Genomic DNA, 23,337 nt, shown 5'->3' with positions numbered 1-23,337 from the left:
ATGATTGTTAAGTGATTAAGTGGGTGCAGAAAAGTATGTGCTAATTCGAAAATAACGGAACTAAATGGCGTTTCCAAAAATAACTGCTTCCCTTGCCGCTGTTGGTTTCCTGACAAGCAGCTGCCGCATTAATTGTTGCTTAGATTAAAGTCCAAAAATGTACTGAACGCATAATTGAGGTATTTGTATGACAAAGCAGCAAATACGTAGCAAGCGGCACTTCCATGCATTACTATTGCCGGTTACCTGAGATTGGTTTTAAAATTTGCCGGGTAATACCTGGTTAAGCATGGCTTTATAACCCTCTACATCTTTGGAATCTTTTAATATGGCCAGATTGCTATTGCTAAGGATGGTATAAGTGTATTTATCTGCCGTTAACCATGGCAAAATACGACTGCTGGTAATCGGCTTTGTTTTGTCAACATAATCTATAGCCGCCTCCGCATCATTAAACGGACCGATGAGTACCAGATTATAATTATCATCTAATTTAAGCGGGCTTATTTCCAGTTTTTGCCCGGCTGCAGTGGTTTGGTTATACCGGGTAAATGCATTTTTGGCCTCGTTAATATAAACTGGAGCTACTTTGTTTAAAAGTATTACCACATATTGCGGGTCGTTGGCATTGAATAAATAACGGGATACGTTGTTCACTTTTGAAGTAGTGTCTACCTTGGTATTGGCCAGTTGGGTAATAGGTTTTGAAACGGTGGTTTCTCTTTTTATCTCAGTTTTTTCTATAGTGGTATTTACGGCGGTAAGGTCTACCACGGGCAAGGAGGTTTCCTTATCGTTTCGCGTAATTTGCAGATTGGTTAGGTAATCTTCAATTTCCTGCCGTCGGTTTAGTACATCAATCATGGTACTTGCTTTTTCGGCAAGGGGAGAATCGCCATATAGCTCAGATAAATTGTTTAATACTTCAATGGCGGTGCTGTCTTCTTTTTTGGAAACATAATAAATGGCCTCTATATACAATAACTGCGGCGACCTATAAGATTTGCCATAAGTACTGTCTGCATTGGCTTTGGCTTGTACGGCTGCTTCAAAATTACCCTCCAGGAAAAGGTTATAAATTTGGTTGTATGCCTTGGTAGCCGGATCGTTTACATTCTCTTTTACCGTTACCACCGCTTTGGGATTATTGATTTTTGCAGTGTACTGGCCTTTGGCATATTTGCCGTTTAAGAGCGCCAACACCGAGTCGGCAGATTTGGTGCGCCCCATTTTATTATAACAGTAATACAGGCTAAATAAGGCCTGCTCTGCATTGCCATTGGCCGGAAAAGTTTGCATCAGCGTTTCGTAAGCAGTAATGGCCGATGGATAATCTTCCAGCTTATTTTGAAAAGCCTGACCATTTGTAAACAGGGCCTCAATTATTTTATCGTTCGAGGCATTTAATTGCTCCTCAGTTATGGGTAAATTTGCCAATAATGACTCAAAGGTAATTTCACCGTTCTCATCCGTATTTGGCGCTGGTTTGCCACCTGCTGCCACAGTTTGGTCATCACCATTGTCATTAGCATCCTGACTATCAGTGGCGGTATTTTGTGCATCTACAGCTGCCTGGCGGCGCCAATTATCGGTATTGGGCCGGTTGCCCCATTTTTGCTTAAACTCCGAATAGCCGGTACCTTTTAGCGACTGGTTATTAAAATACCAATCGGCACCTGTAGCTGTATTAAAAATGTTTACTTGTGTTTGCTGTTGAATGGCTGGGTTTACAAAAGGAACATCAGGTTCTTCTTTCAACCCCTGTTGTTTACGCAGAAAACGCACGGTTTTCTTTATTAATGCATCCCGCTGGTCTTTGGGTAAAAGGGCAGTATGTTGCAGACTATCTTGTTCGTGTAAGGTTTGCAGGTTAGCTGCAATAATGGTGAGGGCCTCCTGCCGCTGGCTGAAACGGGCTTTATCTTTTTCATCTTTCAAATCGGCCAGGCTAACACTGTCGTAATTGTTTTTGGCATTGGCATAATCCTGACTATCGTAATTAATATCGGCCAGCAACATAAAAGAAAGGCTTCTTTGTTCCGGATTATCCTCATTAAAATTCAGGATGCTTTTTTTAAGTGCAGCAACCGCACCTGTATTGTTTTTGGCTTCCAGCTCAACCTGTGCAATGGCATAATAAATAATATCCCTGTTAGACAGATATTTATCGCGGTGGGCCATTTTATACAGGTTATCCAGTTTTTCTTTAAGCAGGTTGCTACTGCTATCTTTAAAAGCCTTAATGCTATTTAGATTGGCATTCACTTCCAAAATGGGATCGGTAGTATGTGAAGCACTTTTGTTATACCAAAAAACCGCCTGATCATTATTCCCCGTTAGCTGAAATAATTGGGCAGCCAAAAATTCCATACGGGCCCTTTCCTGTTTGCTGGTGGCATTATCTAAAGAGGAAATAATGTGATTAGCAGCACTATCATACAAATTGGTTTTATAAAACCAGTAAGCCTGCGTTTCGTTTAATTCGGCTTTTAGGCGGGCAGGAAAAATGGGATCGTTTTTAAGTATTTCAATAATGCCTGCCGCTTCGCCCATATGATCGGTGGCTATATAATTTTTGGCCTGCCATAAAAGCGCATCATTACGGCTGGGTGGGGTAGCAAATATTTTTTGGGGTAAACTGTTCTTTTCTTTGGTGGCAATAGAAAAAGAGCCATTGGTATTGGCGGCACTGCTGCCAATTGGAATATCATAGCCACCTTCTTCCTTAGGGGCAAATGCATAATTGATGTAGCGAAATACCTGGCTGGCAGAATCAAAATCTTTACGATAAAAATAGGCTTTGCCCATTAGCAGATACATATTATCAACCCAATCGCTGCGCAAATCGTGTAATAAAATGCCGGCATTGGTTTTATAAATAACCGAATCTATTTCGCTGTTGGTAGATGTTTCTTCCAGCGTATAATTGTAAAAGGGTAGTAGACGGGTATAATCATCTATAAAATTCTTCTTGGCTTCGGCTACAATATTGTTGAGTATGTTATTGGCGTTAAAATAATAGTTGTAATGCGTAAAGGCATTTTGGGTAAGCTTTTTAGGGAAACTGAATTTTTTATCGCCCGATTTTTCCGAAGTCAATGTTCTGTTTTCATATTTTTCCGGCTTTTTTATATCAATGGTAGTGCCGGGTTGCCCCAGTGCCTCTGTTGAAACTATAAAAAAAAGCAGTAAAAACACCGTATATAACGCAACATATTTCATTCAGTAAAAATTCTGTTATACTAACTCGAAAAAGGAAAAAATATTTTTAAAAATACAGTTATTTTTTAATGAGCCTTGTATTAAAGCCATTATACAGCAATTCGGTTCTTTACTTGGTATAAAAGCTTAAAGCCAATATTGGGCCGGGCATTGGCTCTTATCGCGGCTTTACTTGCGTCGCACTCTTGTACTTCCGGTACTTTAAGCAGCTTATAACAAGGTTTAATCCTTAAAATGCTACCTAAATAGGTTCACCATCAGTTGCTGTGAGTGCTTTAAATGCTTTATACAAAATACCTCTTAAATCGCTATTATTTTTATTTTCAATGATGCGGCCATCAATTTCGTAAACAGGAGTTAACTCGCCCATGGTGCCGGTAATAAATACTTCATCTGCATTGTAAAACTCGCTGATAGATATATTTCTTTCAATTGCCTTTATACCCAGTGTTTCTGCCAATACCAGCACTGTTTCGCGGGTAATACCTGTTAAACAGGCATCTGCATGGGGTGTAAGCAAGGTGCCTTTTTTAACCATAAAAATATTGCAGTCGTTGGTTTCAGAAACAAAGCCAAGATTATCCAACATAATAGCTGCATCGGCCCCACAATAATTGGCTTCTATTTTTGCCAGAATATTATTTAATAAATTATTGTGGTGAATTTTAGAATCAAGGTGCATAGGAGAGTTACGGCGCATATGCGAGGTAATCAGTTTAATGCCTTTTGCATTATCAAATACCGGTGGTTTAAATTCTGCCAGCACAATCAGGCAAGATCCTTTTTGATTTAAACGCGGATCCATTCCCGAGGTAACTTTTTCACCGCGGGTAAGGGTTAAACGTATATGTGTATCAGTAAACATGCTATTGGCAGCCAGTGTTTGCTTGATGGCATCTTTTATATAGGTTTTATCCGGAATATCAGTAAACGCAAGCGTTTTAGCCGATGCATGTAAACGGTCAATATGATTATCCAGTTTAAATATTTTGCCATCGTATACCCTCAGGCCTTCCCAAACGGCATCGCCACCTTGTACTGAACTATCGAATACCGATACTTTGGCTTCGTTGCGGTGGTAAAGTTTTCCGCCAACAAATACCTGGATATTTTCATTTTTTGGATTGTATGGTTGTTGCATAATAACTAAGAATTAAGCTTTTATAGAATGTTGAAATAATTGATCGTAATATTTTTTACTTGCCATGTATAAAGGCTCCAGATATGCCGGCAATTCGCGGCTGCTGGTTGCCTGCTTTTCAAATCCTGTAGATTGATGCACATTCTGGTACCAGTATTTTGCCCAAATGCCATCCTCTTTTTTAGGGCCGGCGGGCCATGTAAGCATTTCGGTATAAAAAGGAATCTCCAGCGCTTCGCAAAGGCTGCCAAGTACTTTTACGGGGTTTTGTAGCATTTCGTTCGAATCTAATACCACACAATGCTGGTTATTGGCTTTTAGCTGATTATACAAATGCCATTGTTTTTCAATACCAATATCCTGCATGGTTACATCGGGTCTTACCTGTGCATAAGAGCTGATAATTTGTTTGGGATTGCGTATAAAAATAATGTTCTTCATTTGCCCCAAAAAAGTTTCATCAACTTGCATCAGGTGATGCGTCATTTGCTTAAAAAATAAAACCGGAGCATCATAATCGGCCAGCATAATTTCCTTTACTACCTTATTGCCATCGTTTTCCTGCGATGCCAGTATTTCATTATTGCCGGGATGTATAATGCGGGTTACGCGTAGGTAATGAGCATATAGTGGCTCGTCAAATGCAATGGTATCGGGCCTTTGCGCAAAGGAATACATCATGGCGGTAGATATATTTCTTGGACTGCTCCATAAACAAATTCTGGTGTTTGGCATATGATAACTTTAAAAGTTCACAATGTTTTTAAATAGGGGGTTACAAATGTAAGCAGCCTATACCAAATAAAACGCCTTGCTGCCATGAAAGTGGAACCCTGAACCGAGCGTGGCAAGTAAAGCTGCATTAATTATCAACTGCAGGCTACCAAAAAAAAGAAAATGATAATAAAGAATTAATCAAATATTATTTTGTACCTGTATTTTTTTGAGCCCGGTTTTGGTAGTACTATTGAGCTGCACTTGCGTCGCACTCTTGTACGTTTGGTAATGCTATGCAGCTTTTAAAATACAAACACGGCAACTATTTTCTGCGCAGGCTGATGATAGAACCACTCCACATATATCCCACAAAAAAGATGAAATATAAAATGCCTGATAGCATGGCATCATCTTTATTGATAAATAATAAGGCAAGTGTAATAGCACCAAGAAATAACATGATATGCGCCACTGTTTGCCGACCACCACCCTTAAACCAACGTATGGGAAAATCAATAAAGCTAAAGGGGATAGCAAAAGAGCAAGCCAGTAAACCCGCATAAATAAAGGTTTTATCTACAAAGGCGCCTGTAATCATAAGTGCAATACCGGCCAAAAGTGTAATACCAACGGCCCGTGCACTGCTTTTCTCGGCTTCGGTTAATGCCAGCTTGCCATGTGATGAACTTAATAAATACAGGTTGGCCAGTGAACTACCCAGCCAGGAGCTAAGCACAAACAACAAATAAATACATACAATACCGCCGCTGATATATTTCCACCACTCCGGAGAATTTTTACCTGCCCAGGAAGTTGCCTGTACAACGCCCCATAAACCAAAAATCATTATAAGTCTGGTATTACGGTTTTGGTGGTTTAGCCAAAGGCTGTATTGTAAAATCCACCGGTAAAAAGGCAATTTAGATTTAAGTGATGATTTATAACCTTCTTTGGCGCTATTGTTATTAGGGTTAATGCGCAGTGCTTCTTTAAAATGATCGAAAGCTTCTTTGTGTTTACCTTTTTCCAGATAATGCCAGCCATAATTGATATGGGTATAATCGTCTTCGGGGTTAATACTCAACGCCTCGTTGATGGTTTCATAGGCTTCTTCTTTTTTGTTTAACCTAAACAGCGCCGTACTGCGGGCATTAAGGCAGGAAATATCTTCAGCGTTTACATTCAATCCCTGATTGGCTGCATACAAAGCATCTGCATAGTTTCTTTCTGCAATAAGAATATTGGAGAGCAGTGAAAAATACCCTGCATTATAAGGGTATAAAGCAATGGCCTGCTCCAGGAATTTTTTTGCGTTGGGAATATTGTTTTTTCTATACCAGCAAAATGCCAGTAAATAATGCACATAATCGTCATCGGGTACAATGCCAATACATTGCTCAAACAGGGTAAGTGCTTCATCGTAGCGGCGTGTATCTAACCTGCAATGGCCTATGATCTGTAAGGCATCTGAGTCATTTGGATTATCCCGTAAAACAATGCCAGCCTGATCTTCAGCATCTTTATATCTTTTTTGATACAATAAAAGACGGGCCCTTTCTATATGTTGCTGTTTGCCTAAATCGCTCATGTTATGGTTTAATCACTTCTCACAAAACGTTCAAAATGGGGTATTATTTCTTAATATTCATGTACTGTAAAATCTCATCGTATAGGCCCGTTTCATTGGCATACAATGCATAGTTACGTGCCGTACTAAACCATTCGCTGGTTGTGGCTTTATGTTGCTTTACCGCTTTTACAATGTCTTTTTGTGTAATAGGCTGTAAGCTGCCTTTGGCAAAAGATTCTTCCAGTTTGCTTTCGGTTGCAATATCAATCAAGGCTTTTAAATCGGCGCCGGAATAGCCATTGGTTAGTTTGGCAATATCGCCGGCATCAATTTTTTCTACAGGTTTTTCTTTTAGCAGGCTTTCCAGTATTTCTTTCCGGCTGGTTTCATCTGGCGGTGACACAAATATTACCCTGTCGAAACGGCCTGGGCGGCGAAATGCACTATCTACGCTCCATGGGGCATTTGTGGCAGCCAGGACCAACACACCATCATTATTGTCTTTCACCCCATCTAGTTCTGCCAGGAACTGGTTAATAATTTGCCGCATAGAGCTTTGGCGCATATCACTTCTGCTGGCGCCGAGGGCATCTACCTCATCAATAAACAATACACAGGGAGTATTTTTACGGGCTACTTTAAATACTTCGTGCAGGTTTTTCTCGCTATTGCCCATCCACATATCTAAAATATCGTGCAAGCCAATGGTAATAAAGCGGGCATCAATTTCACCGGCTGTTGCTTTGGCTATAAAAGTTTTGCCACAGCCGGGAGGGCCATACATTAAAATACCTCCACCTATTTTTTTACCGAATGCTTTATAAAGCTCAGGGTTTTTGAGTGGTTGTATTATTTTTAATGCTATTTCATTTTTAAGTTTTTGCATGCCACCCACATCACTAAATTTTGTAGTGGGTTTTTCCATAAAATAGTTACCTGTAGTGGATAGCTCTTCCAACAGGCTATCTGCATCCATGCCGGTTTCAACTCCTGTCATTCTTAAGGCACCATCAATTTCTGTATCACGAAATTGTGGTTGTTCCTGCAATGCCAAAGCATAAATTTCTTTGGCCTGGGCAATATCGTTTTGCTGCAAAAGACAACGCACCATTTTAATTTTTGCATCAAAATCCAACGCATGTTGCTGTTGTAATTGCTCGAATAAAATGATAGCGGCCGAGTATTTTTTTTGCAGGATATATACTTCTGCCAAACCTGCCAATGCCTTGATATTGCCATGTTCACGTTTAAGAATCTCGGCATATTCTACGGCTGCTTCGGCGGGCATTTGTTGCTGCATCAGCATTACTGCAAGGTGAAGGCGCAGGGGAGTATTGTCGGGAGATATGCTAACAGCCTGTTTTAATTGCTCTATAATTTCATTCATACTTACTACTGTAATTAAAATGGCAAAGTAAGGAAGATTGGTGTATGAAAAATGTGAAATAATGAATAGAGGTGCTATTTTATGTATTTTAAAAAATGGGATGTTTTGTATCTAATAAAATCACCCACCTATTTTCTTTGCCATACCTGAAAACTATAAGCATAAGCATGTTTCTCATCTTTTTCAAAATCCTGATGGGAGCTAAGCGACCAAATATTTTCATCGATAACAGGGAAAAAAGTATCTGCATCCTCAAATATGGCATGCACACGGGTGATTACCATCTTTGTGGCTACAGGCATGGCTGCAGCATAAATTTCGCCACCACCCAATACCATCAGCTCTTTGTAATCGTGGCTTTGGGCAAGGGCAATGGCCGCTTCAAGACTGTTTACAACGGTAATGCCTGGTGCCGTAAAATCCTGCTGGCGGGTAATTATTATATTAAAACGGCCATTTAACGGACTATTACCCAGAGATACATAAGTTTTTCTGCCCATCACCACCGGCATAGCCCAGGTAGTGTTTTTAAAAAATTTAAGGTCGTTGGGTAAATGCCATAATAACTGGTTGTTTTTACCAATGGCATTGTTTTCAGATGCAGCTACTACCAGAGTAATAATCATACAGGTTATGCTAATTTTTTAAAACGGGTGACGAATGAATGCAATCTGTTAAACCGCCACTTTGCCTTTTATGGCCGGGTGGCATTGGTAGTTTTCCAAAGTAAAATCCTCATATGCAAATCCAAAAATATCTGTAACTGCAGGATTAATTTTCATAGTGGGTAATGGAAATGGAGTACGGCTTAATTGCAGTTGAACCTGCTCCATATGATTACTGTATATATGTACATCACCAAATGTGTGTACAAAATCTCCGGCTGCTAATCCGCATACCTGTGCAATCATCATGGTTAGCAAAGCATAAGAGGCAATATTGAAGGGTACACCTAAAAACACATCGGCACTGCGTTGGTACAACTGGCAACTAAGTTTACCATCCGCCACATAAAATTGAAACATGGTATGGCAGGGCATTAATGCCATTTGTGGCAATTCTGCAACATTCCAGGCGCTTACCAATATTCTTCTGCTGTCGGGAGATTTTTTTATCAGTTGTATCGCCTCGCTAATCTGGTCAATTACTGTTCCATCGGCTCCTTGCCAGCTGCGCCATTGTTTACCATATACAGGCCCCAATTCTCCATTGGCATCAGCCCATTCATCCCATATAGATACATTGTGTTCTTTTAAATATCGGATATTGGTTTCACCTTTTAAAAACCAAAGCAATTCATAAATAATGCTTTTCATATGCACTTTCTTGGTAGTAACCAGCGGGAAACCTTCCTGCAAATTAAAGCGCATCTGATACCCAAAATAGCTGGTAGTGCCTGTACCGGTTCTGTCAGTTTTTACACTGCCATTATCTAAAATATGTTGTAGTAAATCCTGGTATTGTTGCATGCCTGCAAGGTAGATAAAAACTATAATGCTTTCGGCAATTAAGCATGGCTGTGGGGAATATGTGAATTTAAATACTATAAGCTTTCAGGCCCAAATATTTAAGCAAAAGGCAATAATTTATCAAGCTAAACAAGCTTTGGCAGCGGTGGTAATCTTTATCCCTTTCTTCCAACATTATCAGATATAAAATATCCAGTTTGCGCCTTATTTTTCATAATGTTATTGAAAAAGCTAATAATCTTGTCGGCCCTGAATTTTTGGCTATATACGCCATGGCCTCCTTTAGGGTCTATATAGGCTGTGGCCGAAACGCCCAGCGCCATAAGCCGGTTATATAAAGGCTTTGCCCCATAATTCATAGGGTAATTATTGCAGCTATAAAAATGTCCAATATTACAGGGAATAAACTTATCTTTTTCCCCATGAAAGAAAATGGTTGGCACCGCATTGGCAGCGGTAATTAAATCTGGTGTATTTAATGCACCCCACATGCAGGCGATACCTTTTATTTTAAAACCGCCGGTATAATTATTATCACCTCCGTTTAAGGGGCCCAAACTTTTACTTACCGCAGGAAAAATGGAATCTGTAACCTGCTGACTATAATATTGCAACCCCAAACTACTTACAGCGCCAGCGCTTGAGCCCGACACAAATACCCAGCTGGTATCAATGCCATATTTATCGGCATTACTCATTAAAAAGCGCATGGCGGCATGAGCATCCTGTTGTGCACGATAAAAGGCTTTAATAGCATCTGTAGAATCTGCATCGCAGGGGTTATCTGCATTTTTGGGCCAGCCTAGCCTGTAATTAATACTGGCTACTATATAGCCATTTACAGCCATCATTTCGCAAAAAGACTGTGTAGTTTTTTTGTCGCCTACTTCATAGCCACCCCCATGTATAAATAAAATAAATGGATGTTTATTGGTGGCGGAACTTCCTTTAGGCTGATATATATCCAATGCCAGCGAGTCAAATTTGCCTTTATAATCGGTATTGCCGCCATAATTTATATCGGTAATGGTAGTACCATCAAAACTATCAAAGCGGTTCTCAAATGCATCAATTTTTTTCTCCTTACAATTACTGAAAAATAAAATAACAATTGTGCCTGTAAGTAAAAACGGGTAATAAAATTTCATAATATCCTTTTGCTGTTATATAGGCCAAACGGGTTGTATAATTGGGTATTTTGATGGGTGCAAAAATAAATGGTTTAATACGTTAAATAGCTATTTGTGATGGGCGGCATTATAAACTGCCAGTAAATACTGTTAATTCTTTGAACCAGGCATTTTAAGTTGATGGAGCATTACTTGCGTCGCACTCTTGTACTGTAGTAATCCTGTTCAGCTTGAATGGATAATGAGAGGGGTTTTCCGTCAATAAAAAAGCCCCCGGAAAGGAAGCAATATTAAATAAATATTATTATTATTTTCTTCGTTCCAATTCCTTATTCAACAGTGATAATTCACGGCCTGTTTGCCCGCTTACACTGGTATTTTCCTGTGCACGGCGCATCAAATAAGGGATTACATCTTTTAACGGACCAAAAGGAACATATTTGCTTACACTATAACCAGCTTTAGACAAATTAAAAGTGATATGATCACTCATGCCATATAGTTGCGAAAAATGGATATGAGGATGATCTTTGGGTAAATTATTTTCAGCCATTAACTGAGCTGCATATGTATTGCTTTCTTCATTGTGTGATGCTACAATACAGGCAATTTCATTTACATTATCAATACAATACTTGATGGCCGTATTATAATCCCTGTCTGTGCTTTCTTTATCAGGCTGTATCGGCGATGGTAAACCATGCTCCATGGCATAATTTCTTTCCTTTTCCATATAGGCACCGCGAACCAGTTTGATGGCCATTTTAAATTGCTTTTGTTTGGCAATACGATGGCTCATTTTTAAAAATTGCAACCTGTCGTGGCGATACAATTGAATGGTATTATATACAATAGGTTTCTCCTTATTAAAGATCGACATCATGTCTATCACCAATCTATCTACGGGATCCTGAATCCAGCTTTCTTCTGCGTCTATTAATACACCAATGCCTTTTTCTGCAGCTGCTTCACAAATACGATACATGCGGTCGTACACACGGTCTCTTTCTTCCAGCTCTTCTTCATGATCGTGTATACCACTGCGTAAACGCGGTGCTACATTCAGTATTTCCAGTAAACCAAATCTGGCAATACCCGTTACTTTAACGCTGATAAAAGGAATTTTTGGCTGGGTAGCTGCGTAGTTAATTACCTTAATAAATTCATCAGTTGCATGATCAAAACTTTCTTCGTCCTCTTTACCTTCTACACCATAATCCAATATTACCTGCACATTATAACGTGCCAACGTATTGCAAACGGTTTTGGTTTCATCCAGTGATTCGCCACCTACAAATTGATTGAAAATGGTTTTGCGGATAATATTTTTTACAGGTAAACCTGTTTTTAATACAAATGGAGTTAAGCGGGTACCCAATGCTACCAACCATGGATAGTGCATGGAATGTAAAAGTAATCTGGCACTTTTCAGTTCTTTGTCAGATTTATAGGCGAAAGCAGTCTCGGTGTTGTCAAAAGATAATTCCATACTAACAGTCATTCATGTTGCGAATATCGTACCTCTATATAAAATTAAAAAATAATCATGTAAACAAATGTGTAAAACCTTGAAAATAAATAAACAATTGCAGTTTAGCCCGAAATATGCGTGTTGGATTTTACCGTTGCATGCCTGTATATATTATTCATTGCCCTACTGGCTGTTAGCAACAGTTGCATATGGTTATAACCGTACAAGAGTGCGACGCAAGTAAAGCTGCTGCTTTTACCTGGCTGGGTTAACAAAAAAATAACTATGCCATATTTAGTTGAAAAAGCTAAGCCTCTATTATCTTCTCATGCCAGGCATTTTGCCAGTAGGCATTTTGTTCATCATTTTCATCATTTGCTTCATTTGGTCAAACTGCTTCATAAAAGCATTTACTTCATCGATGGTTTTGCCGGCACCTTTGGCAATTCTTTGTCTTCGGCCCTGACTGATCACATCAGGATTGGCCCTTTCAAAAGGCGTCATGGAGCTAATCATGGCTTCAACACCTTTAAATGCATCGTCGCTGATATCAATATCTTTCATGGCTTTGCCCATACCGGGTATCATACCCAACAGGTCTTTGATATTACCCATTTTTTTGATCTGCTGCAATTGCTCCATAAAATCCTGAAAATCGAACTGGTTTTTACGGATTTTCTTTTCCAGTTTTCTGGCTTCGGCTTCATCAAATTGTGCCTGTGCTTTTTCTACCAGGGTGGTAATATCACCCATACCTAAAATACGCTGGGCCATACGATCGGGGTAGAAAACATCCAGTGTATCCAGCTTTTCGCCACTACTTACAAACTTGATAGGTTTATCAACAATATACTTAATAGAAAGCGCTGCACCACCGCGGGTATCACCATCCAGTTTGGTTAAAACCACGCCACTGAAATCCAGCTTTTCATTAAAGGCTTTGGCGGTGTTTACGGCATCCTGGCCGGTCATACTATCTACAACAAACAGTATTTCATGTGGCTGAACGGCAGCTTTAATACCGGCCACCTCGTTCATCATTACCTCATCAATGGCTAAACGGCCAGCCGTATCTATAATTACAACATTGCGGTTTTTGCTTTTTGCTTCTTTAATGGCATTTTGAACAATTTCAATGGCATTGGTATTTTCCCTTTCGCTGTACACATCTACGCCAATTTGTTCGCCCAATACCATTAATTGGTCAATGGCCGCCGGGCGATAAATATCTGCTGCTACCAGCAAAGGTGTTTTTGCCTTTTTTGTTTTAAGGTAATTGGCCAGTTTACCGCTAAAAGTGGTTTTACCACTACCTTGTAAGCCAGCAATTAATATAATGGCCGGGTTGCCGGTAATATTAAAAACCGCTTCGTTGCCGCCCATTAGCTCGGTTAATTCATCCTGCACAATTTTAACCATTAACTGGCCCGGACTAATAGAGTTAATTACCTTGCTGCCAACGGCTTTGTCTTTTACTTTATCAGTAAATTCTTTGGCAATTTTATAGTTTACGTCGGCGTCTATCAATGCACGGCGAATGTCTTTAATGGTATTGGCAATATTTAAGTCCGTAACTCTGGCTTCGCCTTTAATATTTTTAAATGCGGTTTCTAACCGTTCAGTAAGATTATTAAACATATACCGGTATATTATTTTTTACTATTCCTGTTATTTGGGTTGCAAATATAAGTGTTAGAATTTGATGCACCGCTGCCGATTATTGGCCCTGGCTACCTATAACAAAACAAAAGTAGGGTATATGAAAGCCATTTGTTTCAACGAACAATTGTAGATTTGCCGCCCTTATGGCAAACGAGCAAAACCAAATGCAATTACAGGTAGGAGTGGGGTATAAAGCCATTCTAAAAATTGCTATGCCTATAGCTGCTGCCATATTGGTACCGCAAGTAAATTTTATTACCAATAATATATTTCTTGGTGCTTTAGGCGAGCAACAGCTGGCACTCGCTGGCATTACGGGGGTATATTATTTAATTTTTGCTGTATTGGGTTTTGGGTTAAACAGCGGCGTACAAGCCCTTATTGCCCGCCGGGCCGGTGAAAACCGTATTGATGAAATAGGTAATTTATTTAATCAGGGTATACGAATTACGGTGGTGTTTGCCGCTCTGGGTATTTTTATAACTTATGCCATTGCACCATCTATTTTAAGGCTGTCTTTACATAACGAAACCAATGTACAGATGGCGGTAAGTTTTTTAAGCATACGCATATGGGGGTTGCCATTTTTGTACCAATACCAAATGCGGAATGCTTTATTGGTGGGTACCAATCAAAGCCGCTTTTTAATAATTGCAACCATTGCTGAAACCGTTACCAATATTGTGTTGGATTATGTACTTATTTATGGCCATTTTGGTTTTCCGGCTATGGGTTTTAATGGTGCCGCAGTGGCATCTATTGCGGCCGAGATAACAGGTGTGGTGGTAATGCTTGCCGTAATGCATAGCCGGGGTATCAATAAACAATTACAGTTATATAAAAAGTTTACTTACGATGCGGTCAATACTAAACTGATACTGGTACAATCCTTTCCCATTATGCTGCAATATGTATTAAGTGTTTGTAGCTGGGAGTTCTTTTATATTCTTGTTGAACATCATGGCGAAAGACAACTGGCTATTTCCAATACCATGCGCAATATTTTTGGTTTATTTGGCTGCGCCAGCTGGGCATTTGCATCGGCTACCAATGCCATGGTAAGCAATGTAATAGGGCAGGGTTTGTATAAAGAAGTAATTGGGCTTATTGTAAAAATCATGAAATTAAGCACTGGCTTTGCGCTGGCTATTTTTATCATCCTCAATATTTTTGCGCCTTATCTATTTAGTATTTACGGACAAGGTGATGAATTTATTAGGGAATCCATTCCCGTTGTAAGGGTTGTATCACTGGCTTTAATTATCATGTCGGCTTCTACCGTTTGGTTAAATGCTGTAATTGGTACTGGCAATACCCGCATAAATTTGTTTATTGAAATTGGCGCCATTATACTCTACTGTATTTACGCCTATACAGTGCTTGAAACCTTACAAGGCTCGCTGGCTGCCGGATGGATGGCTGAATGGATTTATTGGTTTGCTATGCTTATTCCCTCATTTATTTATATGAAAAGCGGTATTTGGAAGGGAAAAAAGATATAAAAGATTTTCGGACTATCCCAACCGGATATTTTTTGATAATAAATTGGTAATATATGCGCATTGTCGCAGGTTTTACTATCTTTAATCTGGAAACACCCAAAACCTAATCCAATATGTTGTTTAATTCCGGCTCAAAAATGAGTAGTACCCTGAAGTGTGCGACGCAAGTAAAGTTGACAGCACCAGACGATGTTAGGCTAACCAAAAAAAATCCACTACCAGAAAAGCTAAATTGAAACCCATATTTATTATTTACAATAACATGTAAAAGCCATTGGTATTATGCAATATTTTGTGTAAACATCAGTTTCTTTTGCTAACCCTGTAACCCTTATGCAAACTTGTATCAAAAAAAACACCAAGACCAGTGAAAAAGCCAGCTTTTTTACTTTTTTAAAGATTTTAAAAAAACCTAGTATGCTAACTACAAATTTGTTAAACACCAACCAAAAAGCAGCCATGATATTTGGCCTCAACGCTAAAAAACAAGGTTCCGAACGTAAATTAAAAACGGGCACCATCAAACCCGTTGTATTAACCCAACCCAAAACCAAGGTATTCAACCTGTATGAAGATATTTCAGAAGACCATCTGCTGGCATTAGTATGTGACTTAAGCTAATCTCATTCCTTGCCTGTTGAGTTAGATTATTTTGAGCCAAACTTTAGTTTAGCTATGGGGCATTCTTGCGTCGCACACTTGTACGGCCGGTAATGCTATGCAGCTGGTAAAGGCAAATTATTCACCAAAAAGCTGAGAAGGCTTATTCAGGTCAAAATTTATAAAAATCACCCGAAAACATTTGGGTGATTTTTTGTTTATTTATCTGGGTTCAATTTAAAATTGCTAAAATTTTATTCTAAAACGTAATTCAATATTACATAATCCTTAAAACCTGTTACCAGCCATCTTTTACTAAATTTCTTGTTGTTAATTTGTAGGCTTTGAGATATTCCATTTCCTGTTTAACCAATAACAATTATGTGGAATAAATTTATTATGCCGTACAGAAGAAGATCCATTGAAACGAGCAACATGAATGTAAACGATATAAAATACACAATCACTACACGGTTATTGCAGTTGCTGCTTCTTGTTTTATGTGCTTCAATCTCTTTTAAAACGGCCAATGCCCAGTTTAACACAGGTGCCATTGCAATTGATGGGGCGGCAGATGCGGCATACATTACCAGTGGTTTATATAGTGTAGCCTGGGATAATACATATTTATATATTAATTATACGGGTGGCGCAAATTCAACCGATCCTGTTGTAGCATATTTTGATATTAACCCAGCTGTGCCAGTTGCTGGCGGTGGAACTGCAGGGGCAAATGGCAACCCTATTGGAGTAACTTATAATTCTATCACACCAACTTTGCCTTTTTTAGCCGATTTTATGATTTATTGGCAAGGAACTGGAAGTGCTGTTGAATGGAGAAAAACTGATATAGCCGGTGCTTGGTCTGCCGCTACCGCATTTGCACCTGGAGATAGATTTATTGGCACTCCTAACAGAGAAATAAGAATTGCATGGACAAATATGGGACTCGCCGGCAGACCCACTTCTTTTAATTGGTTGGTTGCTGCTACTTCTATTATAGCGCCAAGAAATACTTATAATGCTTTACCTTCTTTTAACCCGGGAGGTTCTGTAACATTTACGGGAACAACTCCTTTAGATAATTATTATTTCTCTGTTACCAATACAGCACAAGGCACAGCAGTAAGTCCATTTTCACAAATTAGTTACGAAAGCAGGGCAACAGCCACTTTTGCACAAGCGGCAACCACTCTCTGGGATTATACCGTTGAAGGTGCTTCAACTACAAATACTTTTTCGCCTACAGGTACTATTACTTTAAATAATGCATTATTCATAGCCATTTCAAATACTTTTCTGGTGGGTACAGGCGCTTCCAGAAATTTAACATTGGGCACAACTGCCACACAAACCCCTTCAATAACCTGTAATGGCGCATTAACACCCAATAGTGGTACAGGCATTTTAAATATTACCGCAGCTTTTGGCACTACTACCATTAGTGGGTCAGCGGCCAATACAGCATTTAAAATAGGTAACCTAACTGTAAATAAGAAGGCAACAGTGCAAGCCCCGGCAACCGGTACGGTAGACCTTGGTTGGGATGGCACAAATAATACCACCTTTAATGTGGCAAGTGGGGGTATATTAAATTTTGTAAATGCAGGTGGAGGGGTAATTAATGTAACCACTTCCAGTACAAGATGCCAGGTTTCTAATAAAGGGACAATGACATTTAATTCACTGTCTAATATAACGCCAACCATCTTAAAGCCGCTGGATAACTCTAAAGTAAGCATCATTTCAGTAAAAGGAAATTTTTCAAATACAGGTAGTTTTCAAAGTGCGCCTACAGTAAATGCAAGTTTAGATGTTATCATGAATGGCACGGCTGCACAAACTTTATCAGCAGAATTATACCAGAATTTAACCATTGCCAATACGGCTGCCAATGTAACAGTGGTTGCCGGTTCACTTGGTTTTTTGCAGATTGCAAATACCAGGGTTCTTACCATTAATCCAACTGCCCGGTTGGATTTAGGTACATTTAAAATCAATATTTCAAGTGCAACAGCTTCCGTAAGTGGTTTTTTAAGAAGTGCAAATACTGCTAATAATACTTTTACAACAAGCTCAGCTGCTAGTTTTGTTTTCACGAGTACCGGAACCTATGAGCATAATATGAATGCTGGTACCATACCTGCTGTGACCTGGAATACAGGCTCCACTTGTTTAATAATGGGGGCAACTGCTAATAGTCCGGTAGCTGCTAGTTTAAACCAAACCTTTAGCAATTTTACCTGGAATTGCCCATCTCAAAATGCTACCATAAATCTTACAGGAAATCTTACAACAGTTAATGGCAATTTATCTGTCTTAAATACAGGTACTGCGCCTAACGGTTTAAGGCTTACAAACAATTCTTTCACAATGGCACTAGGTGGAGATTTAATAGTTTCTGCTGCAACTGGTATCTCAAGTATTTTAGATTTAATAGGAGGTGCAGGTAATACAGCCACCCTAAACATTGGTGGAAACATAAGTCTTACAAATACGGGTGGAACGGTTACTTTATCAAAATCAAGCGGAAGTGCCAATATAAATTTCACAAAAACTACCGGTACACAAACTTTTACACAGACGAATGCTACCATAAAGGATAATATTGGCTGGAATGTTGGTAACGGTGCAACAGTTGCAGATACTTTACAATTACTTACAAATGTAGATCTTGGTACAGGTACGGGCACATTTACTGTTTTGGCAAATTCAGCAGTAGATTTCCAAACTTTTACCTTAAGCGGTAGCGGGCCATTTACAGCAAACACCAGTGCTTCACTTATATCTGCTAATACAGATGGGGGCGGAGCTTTTACCACAAGCGGTGCAACTGGCAGCATAAGAACTTCCGGTACCAGAACCTATACCAATACCGGCGTTAGTTATGCTTTTACTGGTAGTACAGCACAGGTGGCAGGTAATGCAGTGGGCGCAGCTAGTATAAATAATTTTACCATTAATAACAGCGTTGGTGTAACACTAACCAATAACATAAATATCACAGGCAATCTTACCCTCACCAATGGTAAAATAACTACTAATACCAAAACGGTAACGCTGGCCAATAGTGCAACAGGGTCAGCCAATAGTTATATAATAGCAGATGCAACGGGTACAGTTACCATGACGGGCATTACTACAGCCAAAACAATACCTGTTGGTACAGCAAGTTCTTATGCGCCACTTATTATTACCAGTGCAAGCAGTGCCAGTTATACGGTTTTTGTTAATACCACCCTGCCTTGTGCCTCGGTTAATCCAACTTTAAATTTTGCCTGGAATATCAATTCCACAGCAGCACCGGCTTCTGTTACTTTTCAGTGGAATAGTGCTGACCAAAATAGCGGCTTTATCACCAATGGTATTTGTGAGCTAAACAGGTATACATCTGCTTGTCCATACACTACTACTACATTAACAGCAGCAACTGGCAGTGGCCCTTATAAAGTTAAAGCGAATACTGGTTTTACTTCAGGTGCTAATACATATGTAATTGGAACCGATCCTTTAGCAACAAGTATAACTACACCGGCGGCTTCTTTTGGGCCTTTTTGTAATACGGCTACCAACAATATTAGTTTGGCGTATACCAGCACCGGAACATTTGCAGGCAATTATTTTGTTCAAATTTCAGATGCTGCTGGTGTGTTTACTGCTGTAACAACAGGTGCAACCATTATTAGCAGCGGCACCACCGTTTCTCCTATTACGGCTACTATTCCTGCTGGTTTACTTGCTGGTACAGGGTATAGGGTAAGGGTAATTAATGATAATCCTGCCACATTCAGCGGAAATGATAATGGTACTGATATCGTTATAAATAGTGCTGTGGCCATTGGTGCCAATCCTTCTACCGTAACAGTTACATCCCCTGCCGGGGCGAACTTTGCCGTAGCCAATATAACAGGAGCGGTAACAGGATATCAATGGCAGGTTTCAACAGATGGTGGTTTTAACTGGAGTAATATTTCAGGTGGCGTGTATACCGGTGAAACAACAGCTGCGCTTGCAATTAGCAGTTCAACAGGGTTAAATGGCAATCAATATCGCTGTGTGATAACAGGTTCCTGTAGTAGTGCTACCTCATCAGGTGCAACTTTAGTTGTTAATACCGCCAGCCCTATTTGGTCAAATACCATCACAGGCACTACCCCAAATACTTCTAACCCCTATACAGATAATGATATAACGGTAGCCAATATTACCGTATCCGGTATTGGTAGGGGTGATGCAACCACTGTAGGTGCAGATGCCAATGACCGGTATAATGCCAATAACTGGAATGTTTCTTCTTTTGATGCTAACAAATATTTTGAGTTTACACTAACCCCCAATAGCGGTTATAAAATAGATTTTACCAACCTGGTATATACTGCCCAGGCTTCTGCTACCGGGCCAACCAATTTTTCATTCAGGTCTTCAGCTGATGGATATGTAAATGATATAGCTACCACAACGCTTACAACAGGAGATGTGTTTGGTTTAAGTGCAGCTTCTTTTCAAGGGGTTACAACTGCTATTACTTTCCGGTTATATGCTTGGGGCGCCAGTAGTGCTGCAGGCACTTTTAGCGTAAATGATTTTATATTTAACGGGTCGGTTAGTGTTACCTGTACATTGCCCAACGCCGTTATTGCAAATGGTAATGTAACCCCTCAAATCACTACAATCAGCCAATCTGGATTTGCTGCTAACTGGGCTGCCGCAGCAGGTAATACCGATTATAAACTGGATGTAAGTACGTCAGCTACATTTACAACCACTGGTTCAAATGCTACTGATTTGTTTATATCAGAATATGTAGAAGGATCTAGTTTTAATAAGTATATTGAAATATATAATGGTACTGGAGCTACTGTTAATTTGGCGAATTACAAATTACAATTGTATTCTAATGGTAGCAGCACGGTCACAAATGAAGTAACGTTAAGTGGTAATTTAAACAATGGCAGTACTATTGTTTATGCAAATACAAGTGCAACTAAATATTTGGGTACTGTGCAAACGAGTTCTGCAATTAATCAGGTTATTAACTATAACGGGGATGATGCAGTTGCTTTATATAAAATATCAACAAACGCATTTGTAGATATTTTTGGCAGAATTGGAGAAGATCCCGGAGCGTCATGGACATCAGGATCGTTTTCAACGCTGGATAAAACCTTGGTAAGAAATGCCAATGTTACCGGTGGTATTACCACCAACCCCACAGCTGGTTTCCCTACTTTAGCTACAGAATGGACGCAATTTGCAACGGATAATGTTGCCAATTTGGGTAGCCACACCTACAATGGTGGCAGTGTGCCATCTTTTGTTACCGGCTATAACAATTTATCAATTGCCGGCACAGCCACTGCCAGCCAAATTGTTTGTGGTTTATCTGATGCAACTACTTATTATTACAGGGTAAGGGCTACCAGTACTTGCGGTACCAGTGGTAATTCAAATGTGGTTGCTTTAACTACAGGTGCTGCTGCAACCTATGTATGGGCAGGTACCACTGATGCAGATTGGAATACTGCTACCAACTGGACGGCATGCGGCATTCCGGTAACCAGTAAAAATATTACCATACCACTCACTACCAATAAGCCAGTATTACCAGTTGCAAATAGTAATAACATAACTATCGATAGTATTGATCTGGCAACAAACGCCACTTTAGCATTATCAACCAATATTAATAACACGTTTACCATCAATGGAAAAATTAGTGGCGGAGGAAAATTTATAGGTTCAGCAAATGCAAACCTTACCATTGGAGGTACCAATAAAAGTACTCCTGCGGGTACCTTAGCTTTTAGCAGTTATCCGGCATCACTAAATAACCTTACGCTCGACAGAACAATGAGCGTAAATAATTATGCACTTTTATTAGGTGGCGATCTTACCACTAATAGCGTCACTTTTAATAATGGTATTCTGGCTATTGGCAATAATTTATTGTCAACCACCAGTACTAATGGTAGCGCTGCGGCGGTAAGTGCATGGGTATCGGGAACAGACAGTGTTGCTTTGCGCCAAAGCTTCGTGGCCTTATGCGATGGAAGCGGCAACCCCATTACTACTAAAGATGGTACAAAGGGTTTTAGGATAAACAGTGTGGGAAATGTTGAGAAGTTTTTACCGGTAGGATATAATTTTACTTCAAGTCCCAACCGCATCAGTCTTAAAAATGATGGTACTGCAGATAATTATACCATAACTATGTTTAAAGGCGATATTGGAGGCACGCCCTTGCCACGTGTAAACCGTATCTGGCATGTGGTAGAAGGTACCGCCGGCGGCAGCAATGTAAGCATGAAACTATTCTTCTTAAAAAGATTGGGTACCTACCAAAGTGTACAGGATGAGGTAGAGGATGGTTTTGTATGGACTGACGCCCGTTTATTACACCGTATTGTGGATGCTACAACAGGCGGTTTTGCCAATACTTCTGGTGGCGGTACCAATGGCGCCAACGACATATTTAATTTTACTTCCAATGGCAACAATACCGAAATTTTTGCTGCCTATACGTTTGGAAATAGTGGCGACAATACAGGTGCACAATTAGCCAATGGTATTACAGATTTTAGTGGCCTGGCCAATTTCTCTGTTGCCAATAGCGGCACTATTATTTTACCTGTAAATTTTGTACAGGTAAAAGCCTGGCAACTGGGAACACAGGTAAAAATAGAATGGAAGGTAGGCGCTGAAATTAATACCAATCATTACGAAATAGAAAGGGCAGGCGATGGTATAAATTTCAACACTATTTTAACTGTAAGAGCCAATGGCAGCAGTAATTATCAGTCAACTGATGCCTTGCCATTAGCGGCTGCCAACTATTACCGCATAAAAGCCGTTGATAAAGATGGGTATATTATACAGAGTCAGATAGTGCTTGTAAAAACGGGCAATTTGCTGGCAGGTATTGCTATATATCCTAATCCAGTAAAACAACGCATTGCCATGGTACAGTTTACCAATATGCCGGCAGCTACATATACTCTGGTGGTGTTTGGCGTAAATGGGGTCAGGTTATTGCAAACCCAAATAGTGCATACTGGCGGTGGCGCTGCTTATCCGCTGGTATTGCCTTCCACCTGGGCCCATGGAATATACCAATTGTATATGGTGGGTAATAATTATCATAACACCCAAAAAATAGTAGTAGAATAAGCAGGTAAAAATGCAGTTATTGGCCAGGCAACAGCTATGCTATCAGGCATTCTTGCATCGCACACTTGTACGGCTAAAAGGTAGCTGGGCAACCAAAATGGCATCTAAAAAATCTTCTGGTTAATATTGGCTGTTTACGGTTGCATATAGTGTTACAGCACAAGTGTGCGACGCAAGTAAGTCATATTACAGTAATGCGGCTGGGCCCAATATCTATATTAATACTGGCTAAAAAGTTGTTGTTTCCACTATTTAGGGGATTAGTTTTTACTTAAATTATTGACTAAAAAGCCTTTACA

The 23,337-nt window shown here is 39.7% G+C and carries 13 protein-coding genes; 3 read left to right on the top strand and 10 right to left on the bottom strand.

Annotation, left to right across the window (positions count from 1 at the left end):
- Window positions 1–258: 258 nt before the first annotated feature.
- The 10 genes from porW to ffh form a co-directional block, all read right to left on the bottom strand.
- Window positions 259–3,222: a type IX secretion system periplasmic lipoprotein PorW/SprE gene (porW, locus tag GD597_RS03275; RefSeq protein WP_171606382.1), complete on the bottom strand. Its 2,964-nt coding sequence runs from the start codon at window positions 3,220–3,222 to the stop codon at window positions 259–261.
- 241 nt (window positions 3,223–3,463) lie between these two features.
- Complete coding sequence (locus GD597_RS03270) at window positions 3,464–4,363, bottom strand: aminotransferase class IV (protein WP_171606381.1); 900 nt, start codon at window positions 4,361–4,363, stop codon at window positions 3,464–3,466.
- A 12-nt stretch (window positions 4,364–4,375) separates the two neighbouring features.
- Window positions 4,376–5,098, bottom strand: a complete 723-nt coding sequence (locus GD597_RS03265) for a sulfotransferase-like domain-containing protein (RefSeq protein ID WP_171606380.1) — start codon at window positions 5,096–5,098, stop codon at window positions 4,376–4,378.
- Window positions 5,099–5,402: 304 nt separating this feature from the next.
- A complete protein-coding gene (locus GD597_RS03260) occupies window positions 5,403–6,668 on the bottom strand; it encodes a tetratricopeptide repeat protein (RefSeq protein ID WP_171606379.1) in 1,266 nt (421 codons plus the stop codon).
- 43 nt (window positions 6,669–6,711) lie between these two features.
- Window positions 6,712–8,037 (bottom strand): ATP-binding protein, encoded by a 1,326-nt coding sequence (locus GD597_RS03255; RefSeq protein ID WP_171606378.1) that lies wholly within the window; start codon window positions 8,035–8,037, stop codon window positions 6,712–6,714.
- A gap of 128 nt (window positions 8,038–8,165) precedes the next feature.
- Entirely contained in the window at window positions 8,166–8,663 is a 498-nt protein-coding gene (locus GD597_RS03250; protein ID WP_171606377.1) for a dihydrofolate reductase, read from the bottom strand.
- Window positions 8,664–8,711: 48 nt separating this feature from the next.
- Entirely contained in the window at window positions 8,712–9,506 is a 795-nt protein-coding gene (locus tag GD597_RS03245) for a thymidylate synthase (RefSeq protein WP_171606376.1), read from the bottom strand.
- Between the two features lie 155 nt (window positions 9,507–9,661).
- Window positions 9,662–10,654 (bottom strand): alpha/beta hydrolase, encoded by a 993-nt coding sequence (locus GD597_RS03240; protein WP_171606375.1) that lies wholly within the window; start codon window positions 10,652–10,654, stop codon window positions 9,662–9,664.
- Between the two features lie 289 nt (window positions 10,655–10,943).
- Window positions 10,944–12,125, bottom strand: a complete 1,182-nt coding sequence (locus GD597_RS03235; RefSeq protein WP_171606374.1) for a proline dehydrogenase family protein — start codon at window positions 12,123–12,125, stop codon at window positions 10,944–10,946.
- A 300-nt stretch (window positions 12,126–12,425) separates the two neighbouring features.
- Window positions 12,426–13,745: a signal recognition particle protein gene (gene ffh, locus GD597_RS03230; protein WP_171606373.1), complete on the bottom strand. Its 1,320-nt coding sequence runs from the start codon at window positions 13,743–13,745 to the stop codon at window positions 12,426–12,428.
- A 167-nt stretch (window positions 13,746–13,912) separates the two neighbouring features.
- Here ffh and GD597_RS03225 point away from each other — a divergent pair, with 167 nt between their 5' ends.
- The 3 genes from GD597_RS03225 to GD597_RS03215 all read left to right on the top strand — a co-directional run bounded on the left by GD597_RS03225 (window position 13,913) and on the right by GD597_RS03215 (window position 23,038).
- Window positions 13,913–15,271 carry an MATE family efflux transporter gene (locus tag GD597_RS03225; protein ID WP_171606372.1) on the top strand — a complete coding sequence of 453 codons (1,359 nt, stop codon included), beginning with the start codon at window positions 13,913–13,915 and terminating at the stop codon, window positions 15,269–15,271.
- Window positions 15,272–15,688: 417 nt separating this feature from the next.
- Window positions 15,689–15,892 (top strand): hypothetical protein, encoded by a 204-nt coding sequence (locus GD597_RS03220; RefSeq protein WP_171606371.1) that lies wholly within the window; start codon window positions 15,689–15,691, stop codon window positions 15,890–15,892.
- A 378-nt stretch (window positions 15,893–16,270) separates the two neighbouring features.
- Window positions 16,271–23,038 (top strand): beta strand repeat-containing protein, encoded by a 6,768-nt coding sequence (locus GD597_RS03215; protein WP_171606370.1) that lies wholly within the window; start codon window positions 16,271–16,273, stop codon window positions 23,036–23,038.
- Window positions 23,039–23,337 lie beyond the last annotated feature (299 nt).

The organism is Limnovirga soli, from assembly GCF_013106755.1.
Lineage (GTDB): Bacteria > Bacteroidota > Bacteroidia > Chitinophagales > Chitinophagaceae > Limnovirga > Limnovirga soli.
The sequence above is the reverse complement of the archived record's forward strand: the minus strand, read 5'-3'. Positions and strand labels throughout refer to the sequence as shown.